The sequence below is a fragment of the Burkholderia cepacia GG4 genome, from assembly GCF_000292915.1.
Taxonomy (GTDB): domain Bacteria; phylum Pseudomonadota; class Gammaproteobacteria; order Burkholderiales; family Burkholderiaceae; genus Burkholderia; species Burkholderia cepacia_D.
In genome coordinates this window covers 724,465-745,041 of record NC_018513.1, presented here as the reverse complement: position 1 = coordinate 745,041, position 20,577 = coordinate 724,465, and the positions used below count along the sequence as shown (strand labels likewise).

Here is a 20,577-nt window from a genome sequence, read left to right as displayed (position 1 = left end):
ATGCGACCCTCGTGAAACCTCTCCTGCTCTCGCACTTCACCGCCACCAGCTGCATCGGCCGCGGCCTCGACGCGACCCTCGCCGCGCTGCGCGACGCCCGCGGCGGGCTCACGCCGTGCGACTTCGAGCGCGCCGATCTCGACACCTGGATCGGCGCCGTGGACGGCGTCGCTGCGCAGCCCGTGCGCGCGGATCTCGCCGATTTCGACTGCCGCAACAACCGCCTCGCGCAGCTCGGCCTCGTGCAGGACGGCTTCGACGCACGCGTCGCGGCGGCCGTGTCGCGCTATGGCGCCGCCCGCGTCGGCGTGTTCGTCGGCACGAGCACGTCCGGCATCCTCGAGACCGAACGCGCGTACGAGCAGCGCGATCCGGCGAGCGGCGCACTGCCCGCCGGCTTTCACTACGCGCATACGCACAACCCGTATTCGCCTGCCGCGTTCGTGCGCGCATATTTCGCGCTGCGCGGACCTGCGATGGCGATCTCGTCCGCGTGCTCGTCCGGCGCGAAGGTATTCGGCTCCGCGCGCCGGATGATCGACGCGGGGCTGATCGACGCGGCTGTCGTCGGCGGCGTCGATTCGCTGTGCCTCACGACGCTGTACGGCTTCAATTCGCTCGAACTGCTGTCGCGCCTGCCGTGCCGGCCGTTCGACGTCGCGCGCGACGGCATCTCGATCGGCGAGGCCGCCGCGTTCGCGTTGCTCGAACGCGTGCCGGCGCCGCCCGCCGCGCTCGACGACGACGCGATCCTGCTGCTCGGCATCGGCGAATCAAGCGACGCGCACCACATGTCGTCGCCGCATCCGGAAGGGCTCGGCGCGCGCCTCGCGATCGAACAGGCGCTCGCCTCGGCCGGCCTCGACGCGAGCGACATCGACTATGTGAACCTGCACGGCACCGCGACGCCCAGCAATGACGCTGCCGAAAGCCGCGCGGTCGGCGCATTGCTCGCGCGCACGCCGTGCAGCTCGACGAAGGGTGCGACCGGTCATACGCTCGGCGCCGCCGGTGCGCTCGAAGCCGTCGTCGCCGCGCTCGCGCTGCGCGAGCAGTTCGTGCCGGCCGGCGTCAACACGACGCATCCCGACCCGGCGCTGGCTGCCGACTACGTGCTCGCCAGCCGCGCGGCGCGCGTCCGCGCGGTCCTGTCCAATTCGTTCGGCTTCGGCGGCACCAATTGCAGCCTGATCCTCGGCCGCGCCGAGCATGCCAGCCGCCGGGAGCCGACATGACAGTCACCGCCTACATCGACAGCGTCGGCCTCGTCGGCCCCGGACTGAACGACTGGCCGCACGCGGCCGACGTGCTCGCGGGCCGCGCGGCCTATGCGAGCGCGCGCACCGTGCTGCCGCCGCCGGCCGGCCTGCCGCCGGCGGAACGTCGCCGCACCGGCCCCGTCGTGCGGGTCGCGCTCGCGGTCGGCCTCGAAGCGGCAGCCGCGAGCGGGCGCGATGCGGCCACGCTCGCGACCGTGTTCAGCGCGTCCGGCGGCGACGGCCAGAACTGCCACGCGATCTGCGAGACCCTCGCCGGCGACGATCGCCACCTGTCGCCCACGCGGTTCCACAACTCCGTGCACAACGCGCCGGCCGGCTACTGGAGCATCGCGACCCGCGCGATGGCGACGTCGAACGTGCTGTGCGCGCACGACGGCAGCTTTGCCGCGGGCCTGCTCGAGAGCCTGTGCCAGGTCGCGGTCGATCGCGTGCCGAGCCTGCTGATCGCGTACGACACCGAGTATCCGGAGCCGTTGCACGCGGTGCGGCCGATCGTCGACGCATTCGGCGTCGCGCTCGTGTTCGCGCCCGATGCGGGCGAACGCACGCTCGCGCGCATCGACGTGCAGCTCACCGACGCGCCGGCGACGACGCTCGCGAACCCCGAACTCGAGGCGCTGCGCGCCGGCAATCCGGCCGCGCGCGCGCTGCCGCTGCTCGACGCGCTCGCCGCGCGGCGCGCGACGCGCGTCGTGCTCGACTATCTGGCGGATACGCGCGTGCAGGTCGACATCGTGATGCCGGATGCCGCCGCGGAGCGCGCGCAATGACGACGCTCGCCTCGACGCCGCCGGCGACGCTCGATCGCGCATGGATCGCCGCGCACATTCCGCACGACGGCGCGATGTGCCTGCTCGATCGAGTCGAAGCATGGGACGCCGCGTCGATCCGCTGCAGCGCGACGAGCCACCGCGATCCGCACAACCCGCTGCGCTCGCGCGGCCGGCTCGCGTCGGTCTGCGGGATCGAATATGCGGCGCAGGCGATGGCCGTGCACGGCGCACTGGTCTGCGCACAACAGGCGCACGCGCGGCCGTGCGTCGGTTATCTCGCGAGCGTGCGCAACGTCGACGCGTGCGTCGATCGGCTCGACACGTTCGACCTGCCGCTGACCGTCGACGCCGAACGCATCAGCGGCGACGGCCGCTCGGTGCTGTACGCCTTCGCGCTGCGCTGCGGCGAGCGCGTGCTGCTCAGCGGCCGCGCCGCGGTGATGCTCGATGCATCGGCGGCCGGCGCACTTGTTCCGCCGCCTGCCGGTAGTGCAGACCCCAGATGAATTTACCCAAGGAAACCAGGTCGTGAAAGCACGTCAGTTCATTTACAGCGCGCTCGTTCTTGCGCTGATCAGCCCGATCGCGCACGCGGACATGTCGGAAGTGAAGCAGGACATCAAGCGCGATTCGAAGGAAGCCGCGCACAAGACCGGCGAGGCCGCGCGCGGCTTCGGCCACGCGACCGCGAGCGCCGCGAAGACGGTCGGCCACGGCATCGCGCATGCGTCACGCGAGGGCTGGGATGCCACCAAGCGCACGACGAAGCGGATCTTCCACAAGAACGATTCGGGCGAAGGCGCGGAGAAGAGCAGCAATTGAGCGTGCAGGTGCCGCACACCGCAGGCTGGATACGCGGGGTGCGGCACGGCGCGTGAACGCGCCGCGGCCGCACCGCCACCGCCACCGTCATCGCGAGCCGGCGCGGGTGCGGCGCGCCGGCCTGCGCGCGAGGCACTTGCCGTACGCGACGAGCCAGCAATCGCGATGATCGAAGTTTCGCAGCAGCCGCGCGCGGCGCCGCTCGAGCCAGTGAAGCGCGATCGCCATCGTCAGTGCGACGGCCAGCGCCGAGCCGCCGATCGCAAGTCCCATCCAGGTGTCACCCATGCCTCCTCCGGAATGCGAGGCCGGTGCGGCGTGCCTGCCGCGTCGCGGTGGCCGGACCATGGGCGCACACCGCCCGCCGCGGGTGCAGCGCGCCCGCGTCCGTGATCCGTCACTGCGCGCCTGCGTGCCGCCCCGGCGCTGGATACAGCGGGAGCACGACCCGGACGCGCGCGAACGCCGCCCGGGCCGCCGCGCGTCAGTGCATGTGCTGGCCGCCGTTGATCGCGATGTTGGAGCCCGTCACGAAACCGGCGTCCTCCGAGCACAGATACGCGATCAGTGCCGCGACTTCCTCGGGTTGACCGAGTCGTCCCGCCGGAATCTGCGGAAGGATCTTCGTGTCGAGGATGTCCTGCGGGATCGCCGTCACCATCTTCGTCGCGAGATAGCCCGGCGACACCGTGTTCACCGTCACGCCCTTGCGCGCGATCTCGAGCGCGAGCGATTTCGTGAAACCGTGCATGCCGGCCTTCGCGGCCGCGTAGTTGGTCTGGCCGACCGAGCCCTTCGAACCGTTGACCGACGCAATGTTGACGATGCGCCCCCAGCCGCGCTCGACCATGCCGTCGCAGACCGGCTTCGTCATGTTGAACACGGAATCGAGGTTGGTGCGGATCACCGCATCCCAGTTGACCTTGTCGAGCTTGCGCAGCGTCATGTCGCGCGTGATGCCCGCGTTGTTCACCAGGATGTCGACCGGGCCGACGTCCCGGACGATCTTCTCGATGCACTGCTGGCACGAATCGTGATCGGCCACGTCCACCGGATACGCGTGGAATTCACGGCCGGCCGCATGCATCTCGGTCAGCCAGCGATCGGCGCCGGCATTGTTCGGCGAATACGTGACGACGACCCGGTGGCCCGCATCGTTCAACCGGATGCTGATCGCTTCACCGAGGCCGCCCATTCCACCTGTCACAACTGCAATTCGCTTAGTCATCCTATAAGTTACCGACAAAGAAAGTAATCGATGGTGCGGGGCGACGGCATGGCACATGCTGCCGCCCCACCGCTTCGATGCGCTGCCGCCCGCGACGCGGACGTGGCACGCACCGGAACATCACGCTTGTTGTTGGTTGCTTGTTACGCGCGAAAGCTGCTTCGCGCGTATGCGGCACAGGCCGGCGCCGCACACGCGCGATGTCTCAGATCCTGCTCAGACGCGCTCGACCGCGAGCGCGACGCCCATCCCGCCGCCGATACACAGCGACGCCAGCCCGCGCTTCGCGTCGCGCTTGACCATCTCGTGCAGCAGCGTCACCAGGATCCGGCAGCCCGACGCGCCGATCGGGTGACCGATCGCGATCGCTCCGCCGTTCACGTTCACCTTCGACGTGTCCCAGCCCATCTGCTTGTGCACCGCCAGCGCCTGCGCCGCGAATGCCTCGTTGATTTCCATCAGGTCCAGGTCGCCCGGCGTCCAGCCCGCACGCTCCAGGCAACGGCGCGACGCCGGCACCGGGCCCATGCCCATCACGCTCGGATCCACGCCCGCGTTCGCGTACGCCTTGATCCGCGCCAGCGGCGTCAGGCCGAGTGCCGCCGCCTTCTGCGCCCGACATCACCAGCACCGCCGCCGCGCCGTCGTTCAGCCCCGACGCATTCGCCGCCGTCACCGAACCGTCCTTCGAGAACGCCGGCTTCAGCCCGGCCAGCGATTCCGCCGTCACGCCGTGACGCACGAACTCGTCGGTCGCGAACTGCAGCGGCTCGCCCTTGCGTTGCGGGATCGATACCGGAACGATCTCGTCGTTGAAGCGGCCGGCCTTCTGCGCGGCTTCCGCCTTGTTCTGCGACAGCGCCGCGAACGCGTCCTGCTCTTCGCGCGTGATCCCGTATTCCTTCGCGACGTTCTCCGCCGTGACGCCCATGTGGTACTGGTTGTACACGTCCCACAGGCCGTCGACGATCATCGTGTCGACCAGCTTCGCGTCGCCCATCCGGAACCCGTCGCGCGAGCCCGGCAGCACGTGCGGCGATGCGCTCATGTTCTCCTGGCCGCCCGCGATCACGATGTCCGCGTCGCCCGCGACAATCGCATTCGCCGCCAGCATCACGGCCTTCAGGCCCGAGCCGCACACCTTGTTGATCGTCATCCCCGGCACTGCCGTCGGCAGCCCGGCCTTGATCAGCGACTGGCGCGCCGGGTTCTGCCCGGAACCGGCCGTCAGCACCTGGCCCATGATCACTTCGCTGACCTGCTCGGGCTTCACGCCCGCACGCTCCAGCACTGCGCGGATCACCGTCGCGCCCAGCTCCGGTGCCGCAACCTTCGCGAGCGAGCCGCCGAATTTGCCGACCGCGGTCCGCGCGGCCGATACGATCACTACGTCCGTCATGTTCAGTTCCTGCATTGAAATCAGTGGGTCGATCCGTATTGCGTTCCGGTGCCGGCACGGTGCGGCGGCCGACGGTGGCGCTCAAGGGCCACGCGGCCCCGAATGCGGCTGCACGTTCGCGCGCTCAGGCGCGCCGCGCATCCGCACGGTCCAGCCATGCACCGGCACGGTGCGGCAAACCGGAGGTTCGCCGGCCGCCACGCGGCACACGCGGCGGCCGGCGCCATCCGGCGCCGGTCAATCGTGTCGCGCCGACGCGCGACACGCGGTCATGCTGCCGATTCGCGCGAAGCGGCTTCCTTGCGTGCTGCGGCGGCCGCCTGCTTGGCACCGCGCGTCGCCGTTTCGCTGACTGCGTCGAAACCGCTTTGTGCGGCTTCGATCGCCTGCCCCGCCGCTGCGCGCACGGAGTCGGCCGCGGCGGTTGCCGCGGACAGCGCCGAATTCAGCGCCGCGACCACGGGGGCCGAACCGGCCGGCGCATGCTTCGTCAGCTCGCCGAACACGTCCTTCACGCGCTTGTCGGTCTGCTCGTACTGAGCCTGCGCGACCTTCGCCCACTCGGCCTGCGTCGACACCGCGATGTCGAACAGATGGCGGCCGTACGCGACGGCCTTGCCGGCTGCTTCCTGCGGTGCGGCGACCTGCTGCGCGAAACCCGCGGCCGGGTTGCTGGCATTGAATGCGTTCTTCAGCTTGTCTTCGTACTCTTCGAGCGCCGTCTTGGTCGCTTGCAGGTTGAGTTCGACGACGGCCTCGAAACCGCTGATCGCCGGACGGGCGATCGCGAACCAGGCGGCAATACCGGACTGATAATCGGCAGCGAATTTTTCGGGGGCAAATACGGACATCGGACACGCTCCTGTTAGCAATGCGAGAGACGACGTAAAGAGAATGGGAGCCAGATTGACGGCCTGCCCCCTAATTCACAACCCGCAAACGCCATTGAATGCGAGAAGTTGAGAGTGGCCATTCTAGAGGCATTAATTGTCAATTAAGTTGCATTAATGCTAGGTGAAAACCCTTAGCAGTCAGGTTGACCGTGTGACCCGGGATAGGCTTGCACCGTGGGGCCATGTTGCAACACCTTGTCCGATAATGATTTTTACATTTTTACAGCATAGCGCATCGTGCCTGACCGCAACATTTACCCCGTCATTATTCCCGTTATTAGAAAAGAGGTCCCCATTGAAAACGGATCGGCTACCGATGTAATCGTTTTTGCAGATTTATTTTGAAATCGTTTCCAGGATTATTAATGACGATTTCAACGATCGCGCGCACCACCGCACGCGACGGCGACGACCTCAGCCGACCAGCTCGCGATGCAGCGCGAGAAACTCCTGCGCGAGCTTGTGGGTCGGTTCGAGATGGATCACCGGCGTCGACTGCTGATGCGACTCGCGGATCTTCACCGACGCCGACAACTTCGACGCCAGCACCGGCAGCCCTTCGCCGACGAGTTCGTCGACCAGCCGCTGCGGCAGGCTCGCGCGTGGCTGGAACTGGTTGATGACGATTCCCTCGACCTCGAGCGCCGCGTTATGGTCCTGCTGGATTTCCTTCACGTTCTCGAGCAGCGTGTACAGCGCGCGGCGCGAGAAGTCGTCGCAGTCGAACGGGATCAGGCAGCGCTCGACCGCGATCAGCGCCGAGCGCGTGTAGAAATTCAGCGCGGGCGGCGTGTCGATGTAGACGGCATCGTAGGTGTCGAGCTCGTTCAGCGCATCGCGCAGCTTGTAGATCTTGTAGCGCGACTCGAGCTTGCCGTGCAGCGTGTCGAGATCCGGATGCGCAGGCATCACGTCGAGCCCTTCGAACGGGGTCGGATGGATGAACGATGCGACGTCGACCGGCCGGAAGTTGAACGTCAGTGCGGTCTCGAAGAATTCGGCGACGCCGGGATGGACGTCGGTCGCGCCGTCGCCAAGCAGGTAGCGCGTCGAATTCGCCTGTGCGTCGAGGTCGATGACAAGCGTGCGCAGCCCTTCGCTCGCGCTGATCGCCGCCAGGTTGCAGACGATCGTCGACTTGCCCACGCCGCCCTTCTGGTTGAATACGACCCGCCGCATTGTGTCCCCTTCGATTGAAACGTCGAAGGAACGAGCTTAACGGGTCAATAATGGCGCGCGCGTGACATCCGTCAGATCCGCGTCAAAGGGCCCGATACATAGCGGTTGCCGGGCACGCTCCAGCGCCAGGGCAACGCCTTGCCGACGCGAATGCCGATGCGCGGCCCACCCGCCAGATTCGCGGGCGGCGCCATGCCGTCGTCCACGATCGCGAAGCCTGCGCGCGCGGCGACCAGATCAACGCCGTCCTGCGCGCCGCCGATGCCGAGCGCCTGCGTCAGCCGCGCCGGCCCGCGACACAGATCGCGATCGCGCGTCAGCGGCGGCCGTGCGGCGCGCATCCGCTCGAGCCCGTGAAGCGGCTCCAGCGCACGGATCAGCACCCCCGTGTCGGCGCCGTCCGGGCCGCACACGCAGTTGCAGCACCAGTGCATGCCGTAGGTGAAATAGACGTACAGATGCCCAGGCGGCCCGAACATCGTCGCGTTGCGCGGCGTCTTGCCGCGGTAGGTATGCGCGGCCGGGTCGATCGCGCCGGCATACGCTTCCACTTCGACGATCCGGCCCGCTCGGCCGTCCGCTGCCGCAAGGATCTTGTTCAGCAGTTGCGGCGCGACTTCGGTGGCGGCGCGATCGAAGAACGCGCGCGGCAACAGTGCGCCCGGCCAGTCCGGCACGCGCTTATTGCGCGTCATCCGGCGCCTCGTGCCGGTGGCGGCCCGCCACGGCGCGCGCCGCGATACGAAGCTGACGGTACGCATCGACCAGTTCGTCGCTGCCGAATGCACGGTTTCTTCCGCTCGGGTTCGGCAGGATCCAGACGGCCGCGCGCTGCATGCGCGCCGGTTGCAGCCCCCACGCGATCTCGCGTTGCCCGGAGAGCGCGGCGTAAGCGGCCTTGCCGAGAAACGCGACGAAGCGTGGCGCATGACGCGCGACCTTCTGCTCGAAGACGGCCGCGGCCGCGATGAATTCCGCGTGCGACAGCTGATCGGCACTTGCGGTCGGTCGCGGCACGACCGCGGTCAGCCCGCATCCGTACTGCAGAATCGTCCGGTCGTCCTGCGGCGCGATTTCGTCCGGCGTAAAGCCCGCGAGATGCAGCATGCGCCAGAAGCGGTTGTTCCTTCCGGCGAAGTGATGGCCGGTCGCGGCCGCGGTCAGGCCGGGGTTGATTCCGCAGAACAGCACGTCGAGCTGCGGGGCGATGATGTCGGGGAGTGCGTCTGCCACGGTCGGCCTCGGGCGCGCGGGACGTAAACGAAAAAAGACCCGAAGGTCCGGGCCAGGCGACTGGCTTGACTCGGACATTCGGGCCCATTCCGGTGCGGGATGCCGGCGTTCCGTCAGAACGGAATATCGTCGTCCATCTCGTCGAAGCCGCCGCCTGCCGGCGCGCTCGGACGGCTCGGTGCGCCGCCGCCTGCACCGCCACGCGCCGCGCCGCCGGCACGACCGCCGCCACCGCCGCGTTCCATCTGCTCGCCGCCACGACCGCCGCCGCCACCACCGTAGCCGCCGCCGTAACCGCCTTCGTCACCACCGCCGCCGCCGCCGCCCGCACCGCCGCGGCCGCCGAGCATCTGCATCTGGTCGGCGACGATTTCGGTCGAGTAGCGATCCTGGCCGTCCTGGCCCTGCCACTTGCGCGTGCGGATGCGGCCTTCGATATAGACCGACGAGCCCTTCTTCAGGTATTCGCTGACGATTTCGGCGAGACGGCCGAAGAACGCGACGCGGTGCCACTCGGTCATTTCCTTGAAATCGCCGCTCGCCTTGTCCTTGTAGCGATCGGTCGTCGCGAGACGGATGTTCGCAACCGCGTCGCCGCTCGGCAGGTAACGGACTTCAGGATCGGCGCCGAGATTGCCGACGAGGATGACCTTGTTGACGGATGCCATGTGTTTCTCCAGTAAATTCGATGCCGGGCCGCCCGCGAAAGTCGTCGGAGCGGCCCGCCGGGCTAGCCGGCAAGCGTCGCCGCTGCCTGCCCGGAAATTAGGTTCAGGCCTTGCGCGGCGGCGCTTTCATGCTGGCCGCGATTATAAGCCACGCTGCCACGAGCCCCGAGCACGCATAGAAGACGGTGTTCGCGCCGCCGTGCTTCAGCAGCCACCCGCCTACGATGCCGCCGAGCGCGAGCCCGATCGACTGCGTGGTGTTGTAGACGCCCGTGGCCGCGCCCTTGCGCGAACCCGGCGCGAGCTTCGACACGAGCGACGGCTGCGACGCTTCCAGGATGTTGAAACCAAGGAAGTACACGAACAGGATCGCCGCCACAATGAGGATGGTATGCGGCGCGCTGCCGAGCAACAATTGACCGATCAGGATAGCCAGAATGCCGCCGAGCAGCACCGGCTTCATCTTGCCCCGTTTTTCCGCGACGATGATCGCCGGGACCATCATCACGAACGCGAGCCCCATCACCGGCAGGTAGACCTTCCAGTGCGAAGCGACCGGCAGCCCGCCGTCGACCAGCAGGCGCGGCACGACGAGGAACAGCGCCGTCTGCGTCGCATGCAGCACGAGCACGCCGAAGTTCAGGCGCAGCAGCTCGACGTTGTGCAACACCTCGCCGAACGGCGCCGGCACGTGCACGGGCTTCGCCGCGTCGGGCACGACCCACACCACGACGCCGATCGCGAGGATCGACAGCACGCCGACGATCGCGAACAGCCCGCTCATCCCGACCCAGTGGAACACGATCGGCGCACCGACGATCGCGACCGCGAACGATACGCCGATCGAGCCGCCGACCATCGCCATCGCCTTCGTGCGGTTCTGCTCGGAGGTCAGGTCGGCGATGAACGCGAGCACCGCGGACGACACGGCGCCCATCCCCTGGATCACGCGGCCGACGATGATCCACGTGATGTCGTGCGCGAACGCGGCGACGAAGCTGCCGAGCGCGAAGATCACGAGGCCCGTGGCGATCACCGGCTTGCGGCCGAACTTGTCGGATGCCCAGCCGTAGAAGATGTAGAACAGCGACTGCGTGACGCCGTAGGCCCCGAGCGCGATGCCGACGAGCAGCACGTTGTCGCCGCCCGGGATGGTTTTCGCGTAGACCGAGAACACCGGCATGATCATGAACAGGCCGAGCATGCGCAGCGCGAAGATCGCCGCGAGCGACGTGGTCGCGCGCAGTTCGGGCGCACTCATGCGGGAAGACGTGGCGGACGGATTGGACATCGGGAATGAATTTCGAATGATCGGAATGTCCGCCCGGCGGCGGGCGGCGGAAGATCAGGGCCACTGGCCCGGCGGCCTGGCTGGCGCTTGCCGGGGCCGCTTTCCGGGACGCCGGCGGGCCGCCTCGAGCCGTGCAGCGCGGCTACTTTCCCCGGCGTGGGCACCGCCTTGCTGCCAGCTGCTGCAAAGGCTGGGGGCCCCAACGACGGCCTCGAAAAGCCGTTATAGTAGCAGGTTTGGTTCCCTCCATTTTCGCCAGGTTCATGGAACAGATCCGTATCCGTGGGGCACGCACCCACAACCTGAAAAACGTCAATCTCGACCTGCCGCGCCACAAGCTGGTCGTGATTACCGGGTTGTCCGGGTCGGGCAAGTCGTCGCTCGCGTTCGACACCCTTTATGCCGAGGGCCAGCGCCGCTACGTCGAAAGCCTGTCCGCGTATGCCCGCCAGTTCCTGCAGCTGATGGAGAAACCCGACGTCGACCTGATCGAGGGCCTGTCGCCCGCGATCTCGATCGAGCAGAAGGCGACGTCCCACAACCCGCGTTCGACCGTCGGCACGGTCACCGAAATCCACGACTACCTGCGACTTTTGTTCGCACGTGTCGGCACGCCTTACTGCCCCGACCACGACATCCCGCTCGAGGCGCAGAGCGTGTCGCAAATGGTCGACGCGGCGCTCGCGCTGCCCGAGGAAACCAAGCTGATGATCCTCGCGCCGGTCGTCGCGAACCGCAAGGGCGAGCACGCCGAGCTGTTCGAGGACATGCAGGCGCAGGGCTTCGTGCGCTTTCGCGTGCGCTCGGGCGGCGGCACCGCCAACGAAGGCGTCGCGAAGATCTACGAGGTCGAGTCGCTGCCGAAGCTCAAGAAGAACGACAAGCACACGATCGACGTCGTCGTCGACCGCCTGAAGGTGCGCCCGGACATGAAGCAGCGCCTCGCGGAATCGTTCGAGACCGCGCTGCGCCTCGCCGACGGCCGCGCGATCGCGCTCGAGATGGATACCGACCACGAGCACCTGTTCAGCTCGAAGTTCGCGTGCCCGATCTGCTCGTACTCGCTGCAGGAGCTCGAGCCGCGCCTGTTCTCGTTCAACAACCCGATGGGCGCGTGCCCGGAATGCGACGGCCTCGGCCAGATCACGTTCTTCGACCCGAAGCGGGTCGTCGCGCACCCGTCGCTGTCGCTCGCCGCCGGCGCCGTGAAGGGCTGGGACCGCCGCAACCAGTTCTACTTCCAGATGCTGCAGAGCCTCGCGGCATTCTACGAATTCGACATCGACGCCGCGTTCGAGGACCTGCCGGAAAAGATCCGCAAGGTGTTGCTGTTCGGCTCCGGCAAGCAGACGATCCCGTTCTCGTACATCAACGAGCGCGGCCGCACGACGATCCGCGAGCACGTGTTCGAAGGGATCATCCCGAACCTGGAGCGCCGATACCGCGAGACCGATTCGGTCGCGGTGCGCGAAGAGCTGTCGAAGTACCAGAACAACCAGCCGTGCCCGTCGTGCGACGGCACGCGGCTGCGCCGCGAGGCGCGCCACGTGCGGGTCGGCACCGGCGATTACGCGCGCGGCATCTATGAAATCAGCGGCTGGCCGCTGCGCGACGCGCTCGGCTATTTCGACGGCCTGTCGCTCGACGGCGCGAAGCGCGAGATCGCCGACAAGGTGATCAAGGAGATCGTCGCGCGCCTGACCTTCCTGAACAACGTCGGCCTCGACTACCTGTCGCTCGAGCGCAGCGCCGAGACCTTGTCCGGCGGCGAGGCGCAGCGCATCCGGCTCGCGTCACAGATCGGCTCGGGCCTGACCGGCGTGATGTATGTGCTCGACGAGCCGTCGATCGGCCTGCACCAGCGGGACAACGACCGCCTGATCGGGACACTCAAGCACCTGCGCGACCTCGGCAACTCGGTGATCGTCGTCGAGCACGACGAGGACATGATCCGCACCGCCGACTACGTCGTCGACATGGGTCCCGGCGCGGGCGAGCACGGCGGCGTGGTGGTCGCCGAAGGCACGCCGAAGCAGGTGCAGTCGAATCCGCAGTCGCTGACGGGCCAGTATCTCGTCGGCAAGCGCACGATCGAGTATCCGGACGAGCGGCTCGCGCCCGATCCCGAACGCATGCTGCGCATCGTCGACGCGCACGGCAACAACCTGAAGCACGTCGATCTCGAGTTGCCGGTCGGCCTGCTGACCTGCATCACCGGCGTGTCGGGTTCCGGCAAGTCGACGCTGATCAACGACACGCTGTATCACGCGGTCGCGCGCCACCTGTACGGCTCGTCGGCCGAACCGGCGCCGCATGAGGCAATCGAAGGGCTCGAGCACTTCGACAAGGTGATCAACGTCGACCAGTCGCCGATCGGCCGCACGCCGCGTTCGAACCCGGCCACGTACACGGGCCTGTTCACGCCGATCCGCGAACTGTTCTCGGGCGTGCCGACCGCGAAGGAGCGCGGCTACGATCCGGGCCGCTTCTCGTTCAACGTGAAGGGCGGCCGCTGCGAGTCGTGCCAGGGCGACGGCGTGCTGAAGGTCGAGATGCACTTCCTGCCGGACGTCTACGTGCCGTGCGACGTGTGCCACGGCAAGCGCTACAACCGCGAAACGCTCGAGGTGCAGTACAAGGGCAAGAACATCAGCGAAGTGCTCGACATGACGGTCGAACACGCGTACGAATTCTTCAGCGCGGTGCCGGTCATCGCCCGCAAGCTGAAGACGCTGCTCGACGTCGGCCTTGGCTACATCCGCCTCGGCCAGTCGGCCACGACGCTGTCGGGCGGCGAGGCGCAGCGCGTGAAGCTGTCGTTGGAGCTGTCGAAGCGCGACACCGGCCGCACGCTGTACATCCTCGACGAGCCGACCACCGGCCTGCACTTCCACGACATCGCACTGCTGCTGGAGGTGATCCACCGGTTGCGCGACCAGGGCAACACGGTCGTGATCATCGAGCACAACCTCGACGTGATCAAGACGGCCGACTGGGTGATCGACCTCGGCCCCGAAGGCGGCGCCGGCGGCGGCCAGATCATCGCGCAGGGCACGCCCGAGCAGGTCGCGAAGACCAAGGCGAGCTTCACCGGCAAGTACCTCGCGCCGCTGCTCAAGCGCCCGACCCGCAAGGTGGCGGCCGGCTGACGGCCACCGTTCCCGCGCGCGGCCGCCCGGCCGCGCGTGCCGGGCGCCCGCGGCGGCGCCCGCCTCCTCGTTTTCCCTTCCGCGGTTTTTCCCTCTGCGTTTACACCACGAGCCAAACTGCCCCGTTGCGGCCCATAATGGCAGCTATACTTTACGGTCGTAAGGTTCGCCATCCGCACCAATCCGGCGCGGCGCCGCGGCGACCGCCGTCCTGCCGCCCACCGCGCGGCGCGACACACGAACGACAGGAATCCACGATGGAGAAGCAACAAGAGTCGCGCGACGCGCAGAACCGCGAGCCGCACCTGCGCAGCGTGCAGCTGACGAGCGACTTCAGCCTGCCGAAGCTGTCGGCGATCGAGACCGGCAGCTACCTGTTCGCCCTCGTCGCGATGGTGCTCGTCATCGAACTCAAGCTGCTGGGCGGGCTGCTGGCCGGCCTGTTGGTCTATCAGCTGATCCATACGATCGCCCCCGTGATCGAGCGCCACACGACCAGCATGCGCGCGCGCTGGGTCGCCGTCGTGCTGCTGTCGATCGCGATCGTCGGCGGGCTCACCGGCCTGACGATCGGCATCATCGAGCACTTCGAGCGCACGGTGCCGAACCTGCAGAGCCTGCTCGACCAGCTGATGCAGATCGTCGAGCAAACGCGCGCACGCACGCCGGCCTGGATCGCGAACCTGCTGCCCGTCGACGTCGAACAGATGAAGACCAAGGCGGCGCTGCTGATGCACTCGCACATGGACCAGCTCCAGCAAGGCGGCAAGAGCGTCGCGCGCGGCTTCGGCCACGTGCTGTTCGGGATGATCATCGGCGCGATGATCGCGATCGGGGTCGAGCACGGCAAGGTGCGCCGGCCGCTGTCGACCGCGCTCGTCACGCGCGTGTCGCGCTTCGCCGAATCGTTCCGCCGGATCGTGTTCGCACAGATCAAGATCTCGGCGATCAACGCGGCCTTCACCGGCATCTACCTGCTCGTCGCGCTGCCGATCTTCCACCAGCGGCTGCCGCTGTCGAAAACGCTGGTGCTCGTCACGTTCATCGTCGGGCTGCTGCCGGTAATCGGCAACCTGATCTCGAACACGCTGATCGTCGCGGTGTCGCTGTCGGTCAGCATGGGCACCGCGATCGCGTCGCTCGCGTTCCTCGTCGTGATCCACAAGCTCGAATACTTCCTGAACGCGAAGATCATCGGCGGCCAGATCGAGTCGCGCGCGTGGGAGCTGCTGCTCGCGATGCTGATCATGGAAGCCGCGTTCGGGCTGCCGGGCGTGATCGCCGCGCCGATCTTCTATGCGTACCTGAAGCGCGAGCTGTACATGCTGCGCCTGATCTGACGCCCTGCCCGTCACGCGATGAAAAAACGCCGCGCCCCGTGAAGGGCGCGGCGTTTTCATTGGCGGGCCGGCGGCCGACCGCCGGCAGGCGCGAACCGCCGATCAGCGGAACACGACCGTCTTCGTCCCGTTCAGCACGATCCGGTGCTCGACGTGCCACTTCACCGCACGCGCGAGCGTCACGCACTCGACGTCGCGACCGATCGCGGTGAGCTGGTCGGGCGTCATGCTGTGGTCGACGCGCTCGACTTCCTGCTCGATGATCGGGCCTTCGTCGAGATCGGTCGTCACGTAGTGCGCGGTCGCGCCGATCAGCTTCACGCCGCGGTCGAACGCCTGGTAGTACGGCTTCGCGCCCTTGAAGCTCGGCAGGAACGAATGGTGGATGTTGATCGCGCGACCGGCGAGCTGCTGGCACATGTTCGGCGACAGGATCTGCATGTAGCGCGCGAGCACGACGAGATCGGCCTGGTGTTCGTCGATCACCTCCAGCACGCGCGCTTCCTGCGCGGCCTTCGCCGCATCGGACGAACCGCCGATCAGCGGGAAGTGATGGAACGGGATGTTGTAGCTCGCGGCGAGCTGGTAGAACTCCTTGTGGTTCGACACGATCGCCGGGATCTCGATCGGCAGCTGGCCGGTGCGATAGCGGAACAGCAGGTCGTTCAGGCAATGGCCGATCTTCGACACCATGATCACGACACGCGGCTTCACGGCCGCGTCGTGCAGTTCCCAGCGCATCGCGAACTGCTCGGCGAGCGGCGCGAATTCGTTGCGAAGCGTGTCGAGCGCAGACGCGGCATCCGCGCCGTCGGCATCCTGCTCGAAGTGCACGCGCATGAAGAACTCGCCGGTGCGGCTGTCGCCGAACTGCGCCGAGTCGAGGATGTTGTTGCTGCGCTCGAACAGGAAGCCCGAGACCGCGTGGACGATGCCGTGCCGGTCGGGGCACGACAGTTTCAAGATAAAGCTGTGATCGGTCGACATGACCGCTACTCCCTTGGTTTCCGTATTCGTCAAATGGGCCGTTCGTGCGACCTCGACCGCGCCGGGACCGGCGCGCGCATTACGCGGCCGGCGCGAACAGCGCGTCGATGCCCGCCGCGTCGGCCGCCGCGAGCCAGCGGTGGCGCAGCAGCGTGTCGAGCATCGCGAGGCTCGCATCCATCGTCGCGCGGCCCTCGCGCAGCCAGCCGATCACCTCGGGCACGCCGGCCAGCAGGTGCTCGGCCACTTCGCCGTCCTGGTTGTGCGGCGCGAAGTCGCGCGGCAGCGGCAGGTCGTACACGAAGATCAGCTCGGACTGAGTGCCTTCGGGCAGCGAGCACAGCACCTGCACTGCGCGGCCCGCGATCGCGCGCGACGCGAGTTCGGCCGGCATGCCGGCCTCTTCCCAGCATTCCTTCGTGAGCGTCTCGTGAACACCCAGCCCCCAGCCGATACCGCCCGCGACGACGTTGTCGAGCATGCCGGGGTCGGTGGCCTTGGTCTCGCTGCGGCGGCCGAGCCACATCTGCGGCACGGCCGGCGAACCCGGCGCAGCCGCATATTCTACGATGCCGTTCAGGTGCACCGCATAGGTCTGCGTGCCGAAAAAGCGCGACGCCGCGCGCTCGATATACGCGAGCGGCGGATCGTCGAAGCGGTTGCGGACCGCATAGATCTCGTCGCGCCAGCCGGGAATCGCACCTTCCGCCGCGAGCGCGCCGATCGCGCTCGCGAGCGCCATGCTGCGCGCGTCGACCGAGTCGTAACGCGCCGACAGCACGACGCGCGCGTCCGTCAGCTCGAACACGTCGGGCCAGCGGGCAAGCTTCGCGACGTCCTGGCGGCGCACCCAGCCGACCTGCTCGCCGGCGATCTCGAAGCGCAGGTGCGCGGCCGGATCGAAGCGGCGTGCGGCCGCAATGCACGGAAACGTCATCGGGCTCAGTCCTTCAGCGCGACGCGAATGCCGATCGCGATGAAGGTCGCGCCGGCAATCCGGTCGAGCCACACGCCGGCCTTCGGGCGGCGCTTCAGCCATGTGCCGATCGCGCCCGCGCCGACGCCGAACAGCGAGAAGATCGCGGCCGTCTGCAGCATGAACAGCGCGCCGAGCTCGAACATCTGCAGCGTCACGCTCTGCACGCCGTGCGGATCGACGAACTGCGGCAGGAACACGACGAAGAACAGCGTGACCTTCGGGTTCATCAGGTTGCCGATCACGCTCTGCCGGAAGATCGCGCGCAGCGGCTGCGGCGGACGCTGATGCGCATTCGCGAGGCCCTGGCTGCGCAGCGCCTTGATGCCGATCCACACGAGGTACGCGGCGCCCGCGAGCTTCAGTGCCTGGAACGCGACCGGCGACGAACGCAGCACGGCCGCGACGCCGAGCGCCGCGAGCGTCGTATGGAACAGGATCCCGGCCGTGAAGCCGAGCGCCGCGACGAAGCCGGCCGCGCGGCCCTGCGAGATGCCGCGCGCGAGCACCTGCAGGTTGTCGGGACCCGGCGCGAACGTGATCGCGATCGACGTGGCGAGAAACAGCATGAAGTTGGGCATCGTGACCTCGCGGCGTGGGCCGGCGTTCAGGGGTTCAGTGGCCGGCGAATTCGGTGACGGTGTAGACGGGCAGCCCCGCGTTGCGCAGCAGCGTCGAGCCGCCGAGATCGGGCAGGTCGATGATCGCCGCGCCTTCGACCACGACCGCGCCGAGCCGCTGCAGCAGGTTGCGCCCCGCCATCATCGTGCCGCCGGTCGCAATCAGGTCGTCCATGATGATCACGCGATCGCCGGGGCGGCACGCGTCTTCATGGATTTCGACCGTCGCACTGCCGTATTCGAGGTCGTACGATTCCGAGCACGTCTTGTACGGCAGCTTGCCGACCTTGCGGATCGGCACGAAGCCGACGCTCAGCTCGTACGCGACGATCGGCGCGATGATGAAGCCGCGCGCATCGAGCCCCGCGACGTAGTCGAGCTTCGCATCGACATAGCGTTCGACGAACAGGTCGACGAGGATGCGCAGCGCCTTCGGGCTCTGCAGCAGCGTCGTTATGTCGCGGAACATCACGCCCGGCTGGGGCCAGTCGGGGACCGTGCGGATCTGGCTGTGAATGAAGGCGACCGGATCGAGCGGTGCGCCCGACGACGAATGCGGCATGAAACTCTCCGAAAAAAACGGTGCGCGAAGATCGGGCACCGTTTTGAATAAATACGGGTCAGGTTATCGAATCGCGACTCAGGCGACCGCGGTCGGCGGCTCGCGCCGATGGCGCGACAGCCGCTCCTCCGCGAGTGCAAGCGCCTCGGGCAGCCCGCGCAGCACGACGATGTCGCTGGCGCGCAGCTTGGTCTGCGGATCGGGTTCGACGCCGCGGATCCCGTGCCGGCGGATCGCCGTGACTTCCAGCCCGAGCGCATACAGCCCGAGCTCTTCCAGCGAGCGCCCGACCGCGTCCGCGCGCGTATCGACCGGCACCGATTGTAGCCGCACCTGCTCGCGCGCGTCGTCGTCCGCGTCGTCCGCGCCGTGGAAATAGCCGCGCAGCAGGCTGTAGCGCTCGTCGCGCATCTCCTCGACGCGCCGCACGACCTTGCGCATCGGCACGCCGACCAGCACCAGCGTGTGCGACGCGAGCATCAGGCTGCCCTCGACGATCTCCGGAATCACCTCGGTCGCGCCGGCCGCGAGCAGTTTCTCGAGATCGGCGTCATCGACCGTGCGCACGATCGCCGGCAGCGTCGGCTCGAGTTCGTGCACATGGTGCAGCACGCGCAGCGCGGACGGCGTGTTCGCATACGTGATCGCGACCGCCGCCGCGCGATGGATACCGGCCGCGAGCAGCGACTCGCGGCGCGCCGCGTCGCCGAACACGACCGATTCGCCGGCCGTCGCGGCCGCGCTCACGCGATCGGGATCGAGGTCGAGCGCGACGTACGAAATGCCTTCCTGCTCGAGCATCCGCGCCAGGTTCTGGCCCGCGCGGCCGTAGCCGCAGATGATCACGTGGCCGCGCTGCTTGAGGCTTTGCGTCGCGATCCGCGTCATCTGCAGCGACTGCTGCATCCATTCGGTCGACGACAGCCGCATCACGATCCGGTCGGCATTCTGGATCAGGAACGGCGCGGCCAGCATCGACAGCAGCATCGATGCGAGGATCGCCTGCAGCAGCGTCGAATCGACGAGATGCCGGTCGAGGATCAGGTTCAGCAGCACGAAGCCGAATTCGCCGGCTTGCGCGAGACCGATGCCGGTGCGCATCGCGACGCCCGGCGTCGCGCCGAACAGGCGCGCGAGCCCCGCGATCATGGTCGCCTTGAACAGGATCTGCCCGACGAAGAAGCCGAGCACGAGGAGCGGGTGCTCCCAGATCACGCGCGGATCGAGCAGCATCCCGGTCGTCACGAAGAACAGGCCGAGCAGCACGTCGCGGAACGGCTTGATGTCCTCTTCCACCTGATGGCGGAACGGCGTCTCGGAGATCAGCATCCCCGCGATGAACGCGCCGAGCGCGAGCGACAGGCCGAAGCGGTCGGTGATGAACGCGGCGCCGAGCGTGACGAGCAGCAGGTTCAGCACGAACAGTTCCTGCGAGCGACGACGCGCGACGACGTTGAGCCAGCGCGTCATGAAGCGCTGGCCGACGATCAGCAGCAGCGCGAGCGCGATCACGATCTTCACCGCCGCGAAGCCGAGCGTGAGCGCGAGATCCTTCGACGACTCGGCGCCGAACGCGGCGATCACGATCAGCAGCGGCACCACCGCGAGATCCTGGAACAGCAGCACGCCGAAGATGTTGCGGCCGTGCGCGGTCTCGATCTCGAGCCGCTCGGCGAGCATCTTCGACACGATCGCCGTCGACGACATCGCGAGCGCGCCGCCGAGCGCGACGCTGCCCTGCCACGTGATGTGCACCCAGTGCTCGAACAGCGCGCCGAGCACGACCGCGAGCACGAGGGTCGCGACGACCTGCAGCAGCCCGAGCCCGAACACGAGCCGCTGCATCGCCCTCAGCTTCGCGAGCGAGAATTCGAGGCCGATCGAGAACATCAGGAACACCACGCCGAACTCCGCGAGGTGCTCGGCCCGTTCGAGGTCCGCGGCGATGCCGAACGCGTGCGGGCCGACCAGGATGCCGACGGTCAGGTAGCCGAGCATCGGCGGCAGGTTCAACGAGCGAAATACGACGACGCCCACCACCGAGGCCAGCAGCAGCAGCAGGGTCATTTCGAGCGGGGAAATCACGGGCAAAGCGTCCTCGTTCGTCGGGGCCACGGCAATGCGGGCGCGGGTGGTGGCGGTGGGCTGGCGACATCGGACGAGTCCGAAGGCGCGGC

19 protein-coding genes and 1 pseudogene are annotated in these 20,577 nt (G+C 67.7%); 6 read left to right on the top strand and 14 right to left on the bottom strand.

What is annotated here, in order from left to right; translation table 11 throughout:
• Window positions 1-11: 11 nt before the first annotated feature.
• From GEM_RS03340 to GEM_RS03325, 4 genes are read left to right on the top strand one after another with little or no spacing between them, the layout of a single operon-like run.
• Window positions 12-1,235 carry a beta-ketoacyl-[acyl-carrier-protein] synthase family protein gene (locus tag GEM_RS03340; RefSeq protein ID WP_014896040.1) on the top strand — a complete coding sequence of 408 codons (1,224 nt, stop codon included), beginning with the start codon at window positions 12-14 and terminating at the stop codon, window positions 1,233-1,235.
• A complete protein-coding gene (locus GEM_RS03335) occupies window positions 1,232-2,050 on the top strand; it encodes a beta-ketoacyl synthase chain length factor (protein WP_014896039.1) in 819 nt (272 codons plus the stop codon). The genes GEM_RS03340 and GEM_RS03335 overlap by 4 nt, the downstream gene beginning before the upstream one ends.
• A complete protein-coding gene (locus GEM_RS03330; protein WP_014896038.1) occupies window positions 2,047-2,559 on the top strand; it encodes a hotdog family protein in 513 nt (170 codons plus the stop codon). Before GEM_RS03335 ends, GEM_RS03330 begins: the two co-directional genes overlap by 4 nt.
• A 22-nt stretch (window positions 2,560-2,581) precedes the next feature.
• A complete protein-coding gene (locus GEM_RS03325; RefSeq protein ID WP_014896037.1) occupies window positions 2,582-2,875 on the top strand; it encodes a hypothetical protein in 294 nt (97 codons plus the stop codon).
• Window positions 2,876-2,962: 87 nt separating this feature from the next.
• Here GEM_RS03325 and GEM_RS03320 read toward each other — a convergent pair whose 3' ends face one another.
• The 9 genes and pseudogenes from GEM_RS03320 to GEM_RS03280 all read right to left on the bottom strand — a co-directional run bounded on the left by GEM_RS03320 (window position 2,963) and on the right by GEM_RS03280 (window position 10,766).
• The gene (locus tag GEM_RS03320) at window positions 2,963-3,163 is read right to left on the bottom strand and encodes a hypothetical protein (protein ID WP_014896036.1); all 201 of its coding nucleotides are present in this window, start codon (window positions 3,161-3,163) and stop codon (window positions 2,963-2,965) included.
• A gap of 196 nt (window positions 3,164-3,359) precedes the next feature.
• Complete coding sequence (phbB, locus tag GEM_RS03315; protein ID WP_041490444.1) at window positions 3,360-4,103, bottom strand: acetoacetyl-CoA reductase; 744 nt, start codon at window positions 4,101-4,103, stop codon at window positions 3,360-3,362.
• 216 nt (window positions 4,104-4,319) lie between these two features.
• A pseudogene (locus GEM_RS03310) lies at window positions 4,320-5,502 on the bottom strand (acetyl-CoA C-acetyltransferase).
• A gap of 269 nt (window positions 5,503-5,771) precedes the next feature.
• Window positions 5,772-6,353, bottom strand: a complete 582-nt coding sequence (gene phaP / locus GEM_RS03305; RefSeq protein WP_014896033.1) for a TIGR01841 family phasin — start codon at window positions 6,351-6,353, stop codon at window positions 5,772-5,774.
• A 456-nt stretch (window positions 6,354-6,809) separates the two neighbouring features.
• The gene (locus tag GEM_RS03300) at window positions 6,810-7,574 is read right to left on the bottom strand and encodes a ParA family protein (RefSeq protein ID WP_014896032.1); all 765 of its coding nucleotides are present in this window, start codon (window positions 7,572-7,574) and stop codon (window positions 6,810-6,812) included.
• A gap of 71 nt (window positions 7,575-7,645) precedes the next feature.
• Window positions 7,646-8,269, bottom strand: a complete 624-nt coding sequence (locus GEM_RS03295) for a DNA-3-methyladenine glycosylase (protein ID WP_014896031.1) — start codon at window positions 8,267-8,269, stop codon at window positions 7,646-7,648.
• Window positions 8,256-8,807, bottom strand: a complete 552-nt coding sequence (mug, locus tag GEM_RS03290) for a G/U mismatch-specific DNA glycosylase (protein ID WP_014896030.1) — start codon at window positions 8,805-8,807, stop codon at window positions 8,256-8,258. Before mug ends, GEM_RS03295 begins: the two co-directional genes overlap by 14 nt.
• A 113-nt stretch (window positions 8,808-8,920) precedes the next feature.
• Window positions 8,921-9,475 carry a single-stranded DNA-binding protein gene (locus GEM_RS03285; protein WP_014896029.1) on the bottom strand — a complete coding sequence of 185 codons (555 nt, stop codon included), beginning with the start codon at window positions 9,473-9,475 and terminating at the stop codon, window positions 8,921-8,923.
• A gap of 103 nt (window positions 9,476-9,578) precedes the next feature.
• Window positions 9,579-10,766: an MFS transporter gene (locus GEM_RS03280; protein WP_039321700.1), complete on the bottom strand. Its 1,188-nt coding sequence runs from the start codon at window positions 10,764-10,766 to the stop codon at window positions 9,579-9,581.
• Between the two features lie 263 nt (window positions 10,767-11,029).
• Here GEM_RS03280 and uvrA point away from each other — a divergent pair, with 263 nt between their 5' ends.
• Together uvrA and GEM_RS03270 are read left to right on the top strand one after the other, a co-directional pair.
• The gene (gene uvrA / locus GEM_RS03275) at window positions 11,030-13,915 is read left to right on the top strand and encodes an excinuclease ABC subunit UvrA (protein WP_014896027.1); all 2,886 of its coding nucleotides are present in this window, start codon (window positions 11,030-11,032) and stop codon (window positions 13,913-13,915) included.
• 257 nt (window positions 13,916-14,172) lie between these two features.
• Window positions 14,173-15,255, top strand: a complete 1,083-nt coding sequence (locus tag GEM_RS03270; protein WP_014896026.1) for an AI-2E family transporter — start codon at window positions 14,173-14,175, stop codon at window positions 15,253-15,255.
• Window positions 15,256-15,357: 102 nt separating this feature from the next.
• On the opposite strand, the gene purU is transcribed toward GEM_RS03270, so the two are convergent.
• From purU to GEM_RS03245, 5 genes are all read right to left on the bottom strand, one after another.
• Window positions 15,358-16,242, bottom strand: coding sequence for a formyltetrahydrofolate deformylase (gene purU, locus GEM_RS03265; RefSeq protein ID WP_014896025.1), 885 nt, complete (start codon window positions 16,240-16,242; stop codon window positions 15,358-15,360).
• 79 nt (window positions 16,243-16,321) lie between these two features.
• Window positions 16,322-17,179, bottom strand: coding sequence for an NUDIX hydrolase (locus tag GEM_RS03260; protein ID WP_014896024.1), 858 nt, complete (start codon window positions 17,177-17,179; stop codon window positions 16,322-16,324).
• 5 nt (window positions 17,180-17,184) lie between these two features.
• Window positions 17,185-17,799 (bottom strand): LysE family translocator, encoded by a 615-nt coding sequence (locus GEM_RS03255; RefSeq protein WP_014896023.1) that lies wholly within the window; start codon window positions 17,797-17,799, stop codon window positions 17,185-17,187.
• Window positions 17,800-17,833: 34 nt separating this feature from the next.
• The gene (locus tag GEM_RS03250) at window positions 17,834-18,400 is read right to left on the bottom strand and encodes an adenine phosphoribosyltransferase (RefSeq protein ID WP_014896022.1); all 567 of its coding nucleotides are present in this window, start codon (window positions 18,398-18,400) and stop codon (window positions 17,834-17,836) included.
• Window positions 18,401-18,478: 78 nt separating this feature from the next.
• Entirely contained in the window at window positions 18,479-20,485 is a 2,007-nt protein-coding gene (locus GEM_RS03245; protein WP_039321728.1) for a monovalent cation:proton antiporter family protein, read from the bottom strand.
• Window positions 20,486-20,577: the final 92 nt, after the last annotated feature.

Excerpts from the sequence above, each read along its gene's own strand:
- GEM_RS03300 (WP_014896032.1), bottom strand. The coding sequence starts at position 7,574 with ATGCGGCGGGTCGTATTCAACCAGAAGGGCGGCGTGGGCAAGTCGACG.
- GEM_RS03270 (WP_014896026.1), top strand. The coding sequence starts at position 14,173 with ATGGAGAAGCAACAAGAGTCGCGCGACGCGCAGAACCGCGAGCCGCAC.
- GEM_RS03330 (WP_014896038.1), top strand. The coding sequence starts at position 2,047 with ATGACGACGCTCGCCTCGACGCCGCCGGCGACGCTCGATCGCGCATGG.
- GEM_RS03280 (WP_039321700.1), bottom strand. The coding sequence starts at position 10,766 with ATGTCCAATCCGTCCGCCACGTCTTCCCGCATGAGTGCGCCCGAACTG.
- purU (WP_014896025.1), bottom strand. The coding sequence starts at position 16,242 with ATGTCGACCGATCACAGCTTTATCTTGAAACTGTCGTGCCCCGACCGG.
- uvrA (WP_014896027.1), top strand. The coding sequence starts at position 11,030 with ATGGAACAGATCCGTATCCGTGGGGCACGCACCCACAACCTGAAAAAC.
- phaP (WP_014896033.1), bottom strand. The coding sequence starts at position 6,353 with ATGTCCGTATTTGCCCCCGAAAAATTCGCTGCCGATTATCAGTCCGGT.
- GEM_RS03285 (WP_014896029.1), bottom strand. The coding sequence starts at position 9,475 with ATGGCATCCGTCAACAAGGTCATCCTCGTCGGCAATCTCGGCGCCGAT.
- GEM_RS03320 (WP_014896036.1), bottom strand. The coding sequence starts at position 3,163 with ATGGGTGACACCTGGATGGGACTTGCGATCGGCGGCTCGGCGCTGGCC.
- GEM_RS03295 (WP_014896031.1), bottom strand. The coding sequence starts at position 8,269 with ATGACGCGCAATAAGCGCGTGCCGGACTGGCCGGGCGCACTGTTGCCG.
- GEM_RS03335 (WP_014896039.1), top strand. The coding sequence starts at position 1,232 with ATGACAGTCACCGCCTACATCGACAGCGTCGGCCTCGTCGGCCCCGGA.
- GEM_RS03260 (WP_014896024.1), bottom strand. The coding sequence starts at position 17,179 with ATGACGTTTCCGTGCATTGCGGCCGCACGCCGCTTCGATCCGGCCGCG.
- GEM_RS03250 (WP_014896022.1), bottom strand. The coding sequence starts at position 18,400 with ATGCCGCATTCGTCGTCGGGCGCACCGCTCGATCCGGTCGCCTTCATT.
- GEM_RS03255 (WP_014896023.1), bottom strand. The coding sequence starts at position 17,799 with ATGCCCAACTTCATGCTGTTTCTCGCCACGTCGATCGCGATCACGTTC.
- phbB (WP_041490444.1), bottom strand. The coding sequence starts at position 4,103 with ATGACTAAGCGAATTGCAGTTGTGACAGGTGGAATGGGCGGCCTCGGT.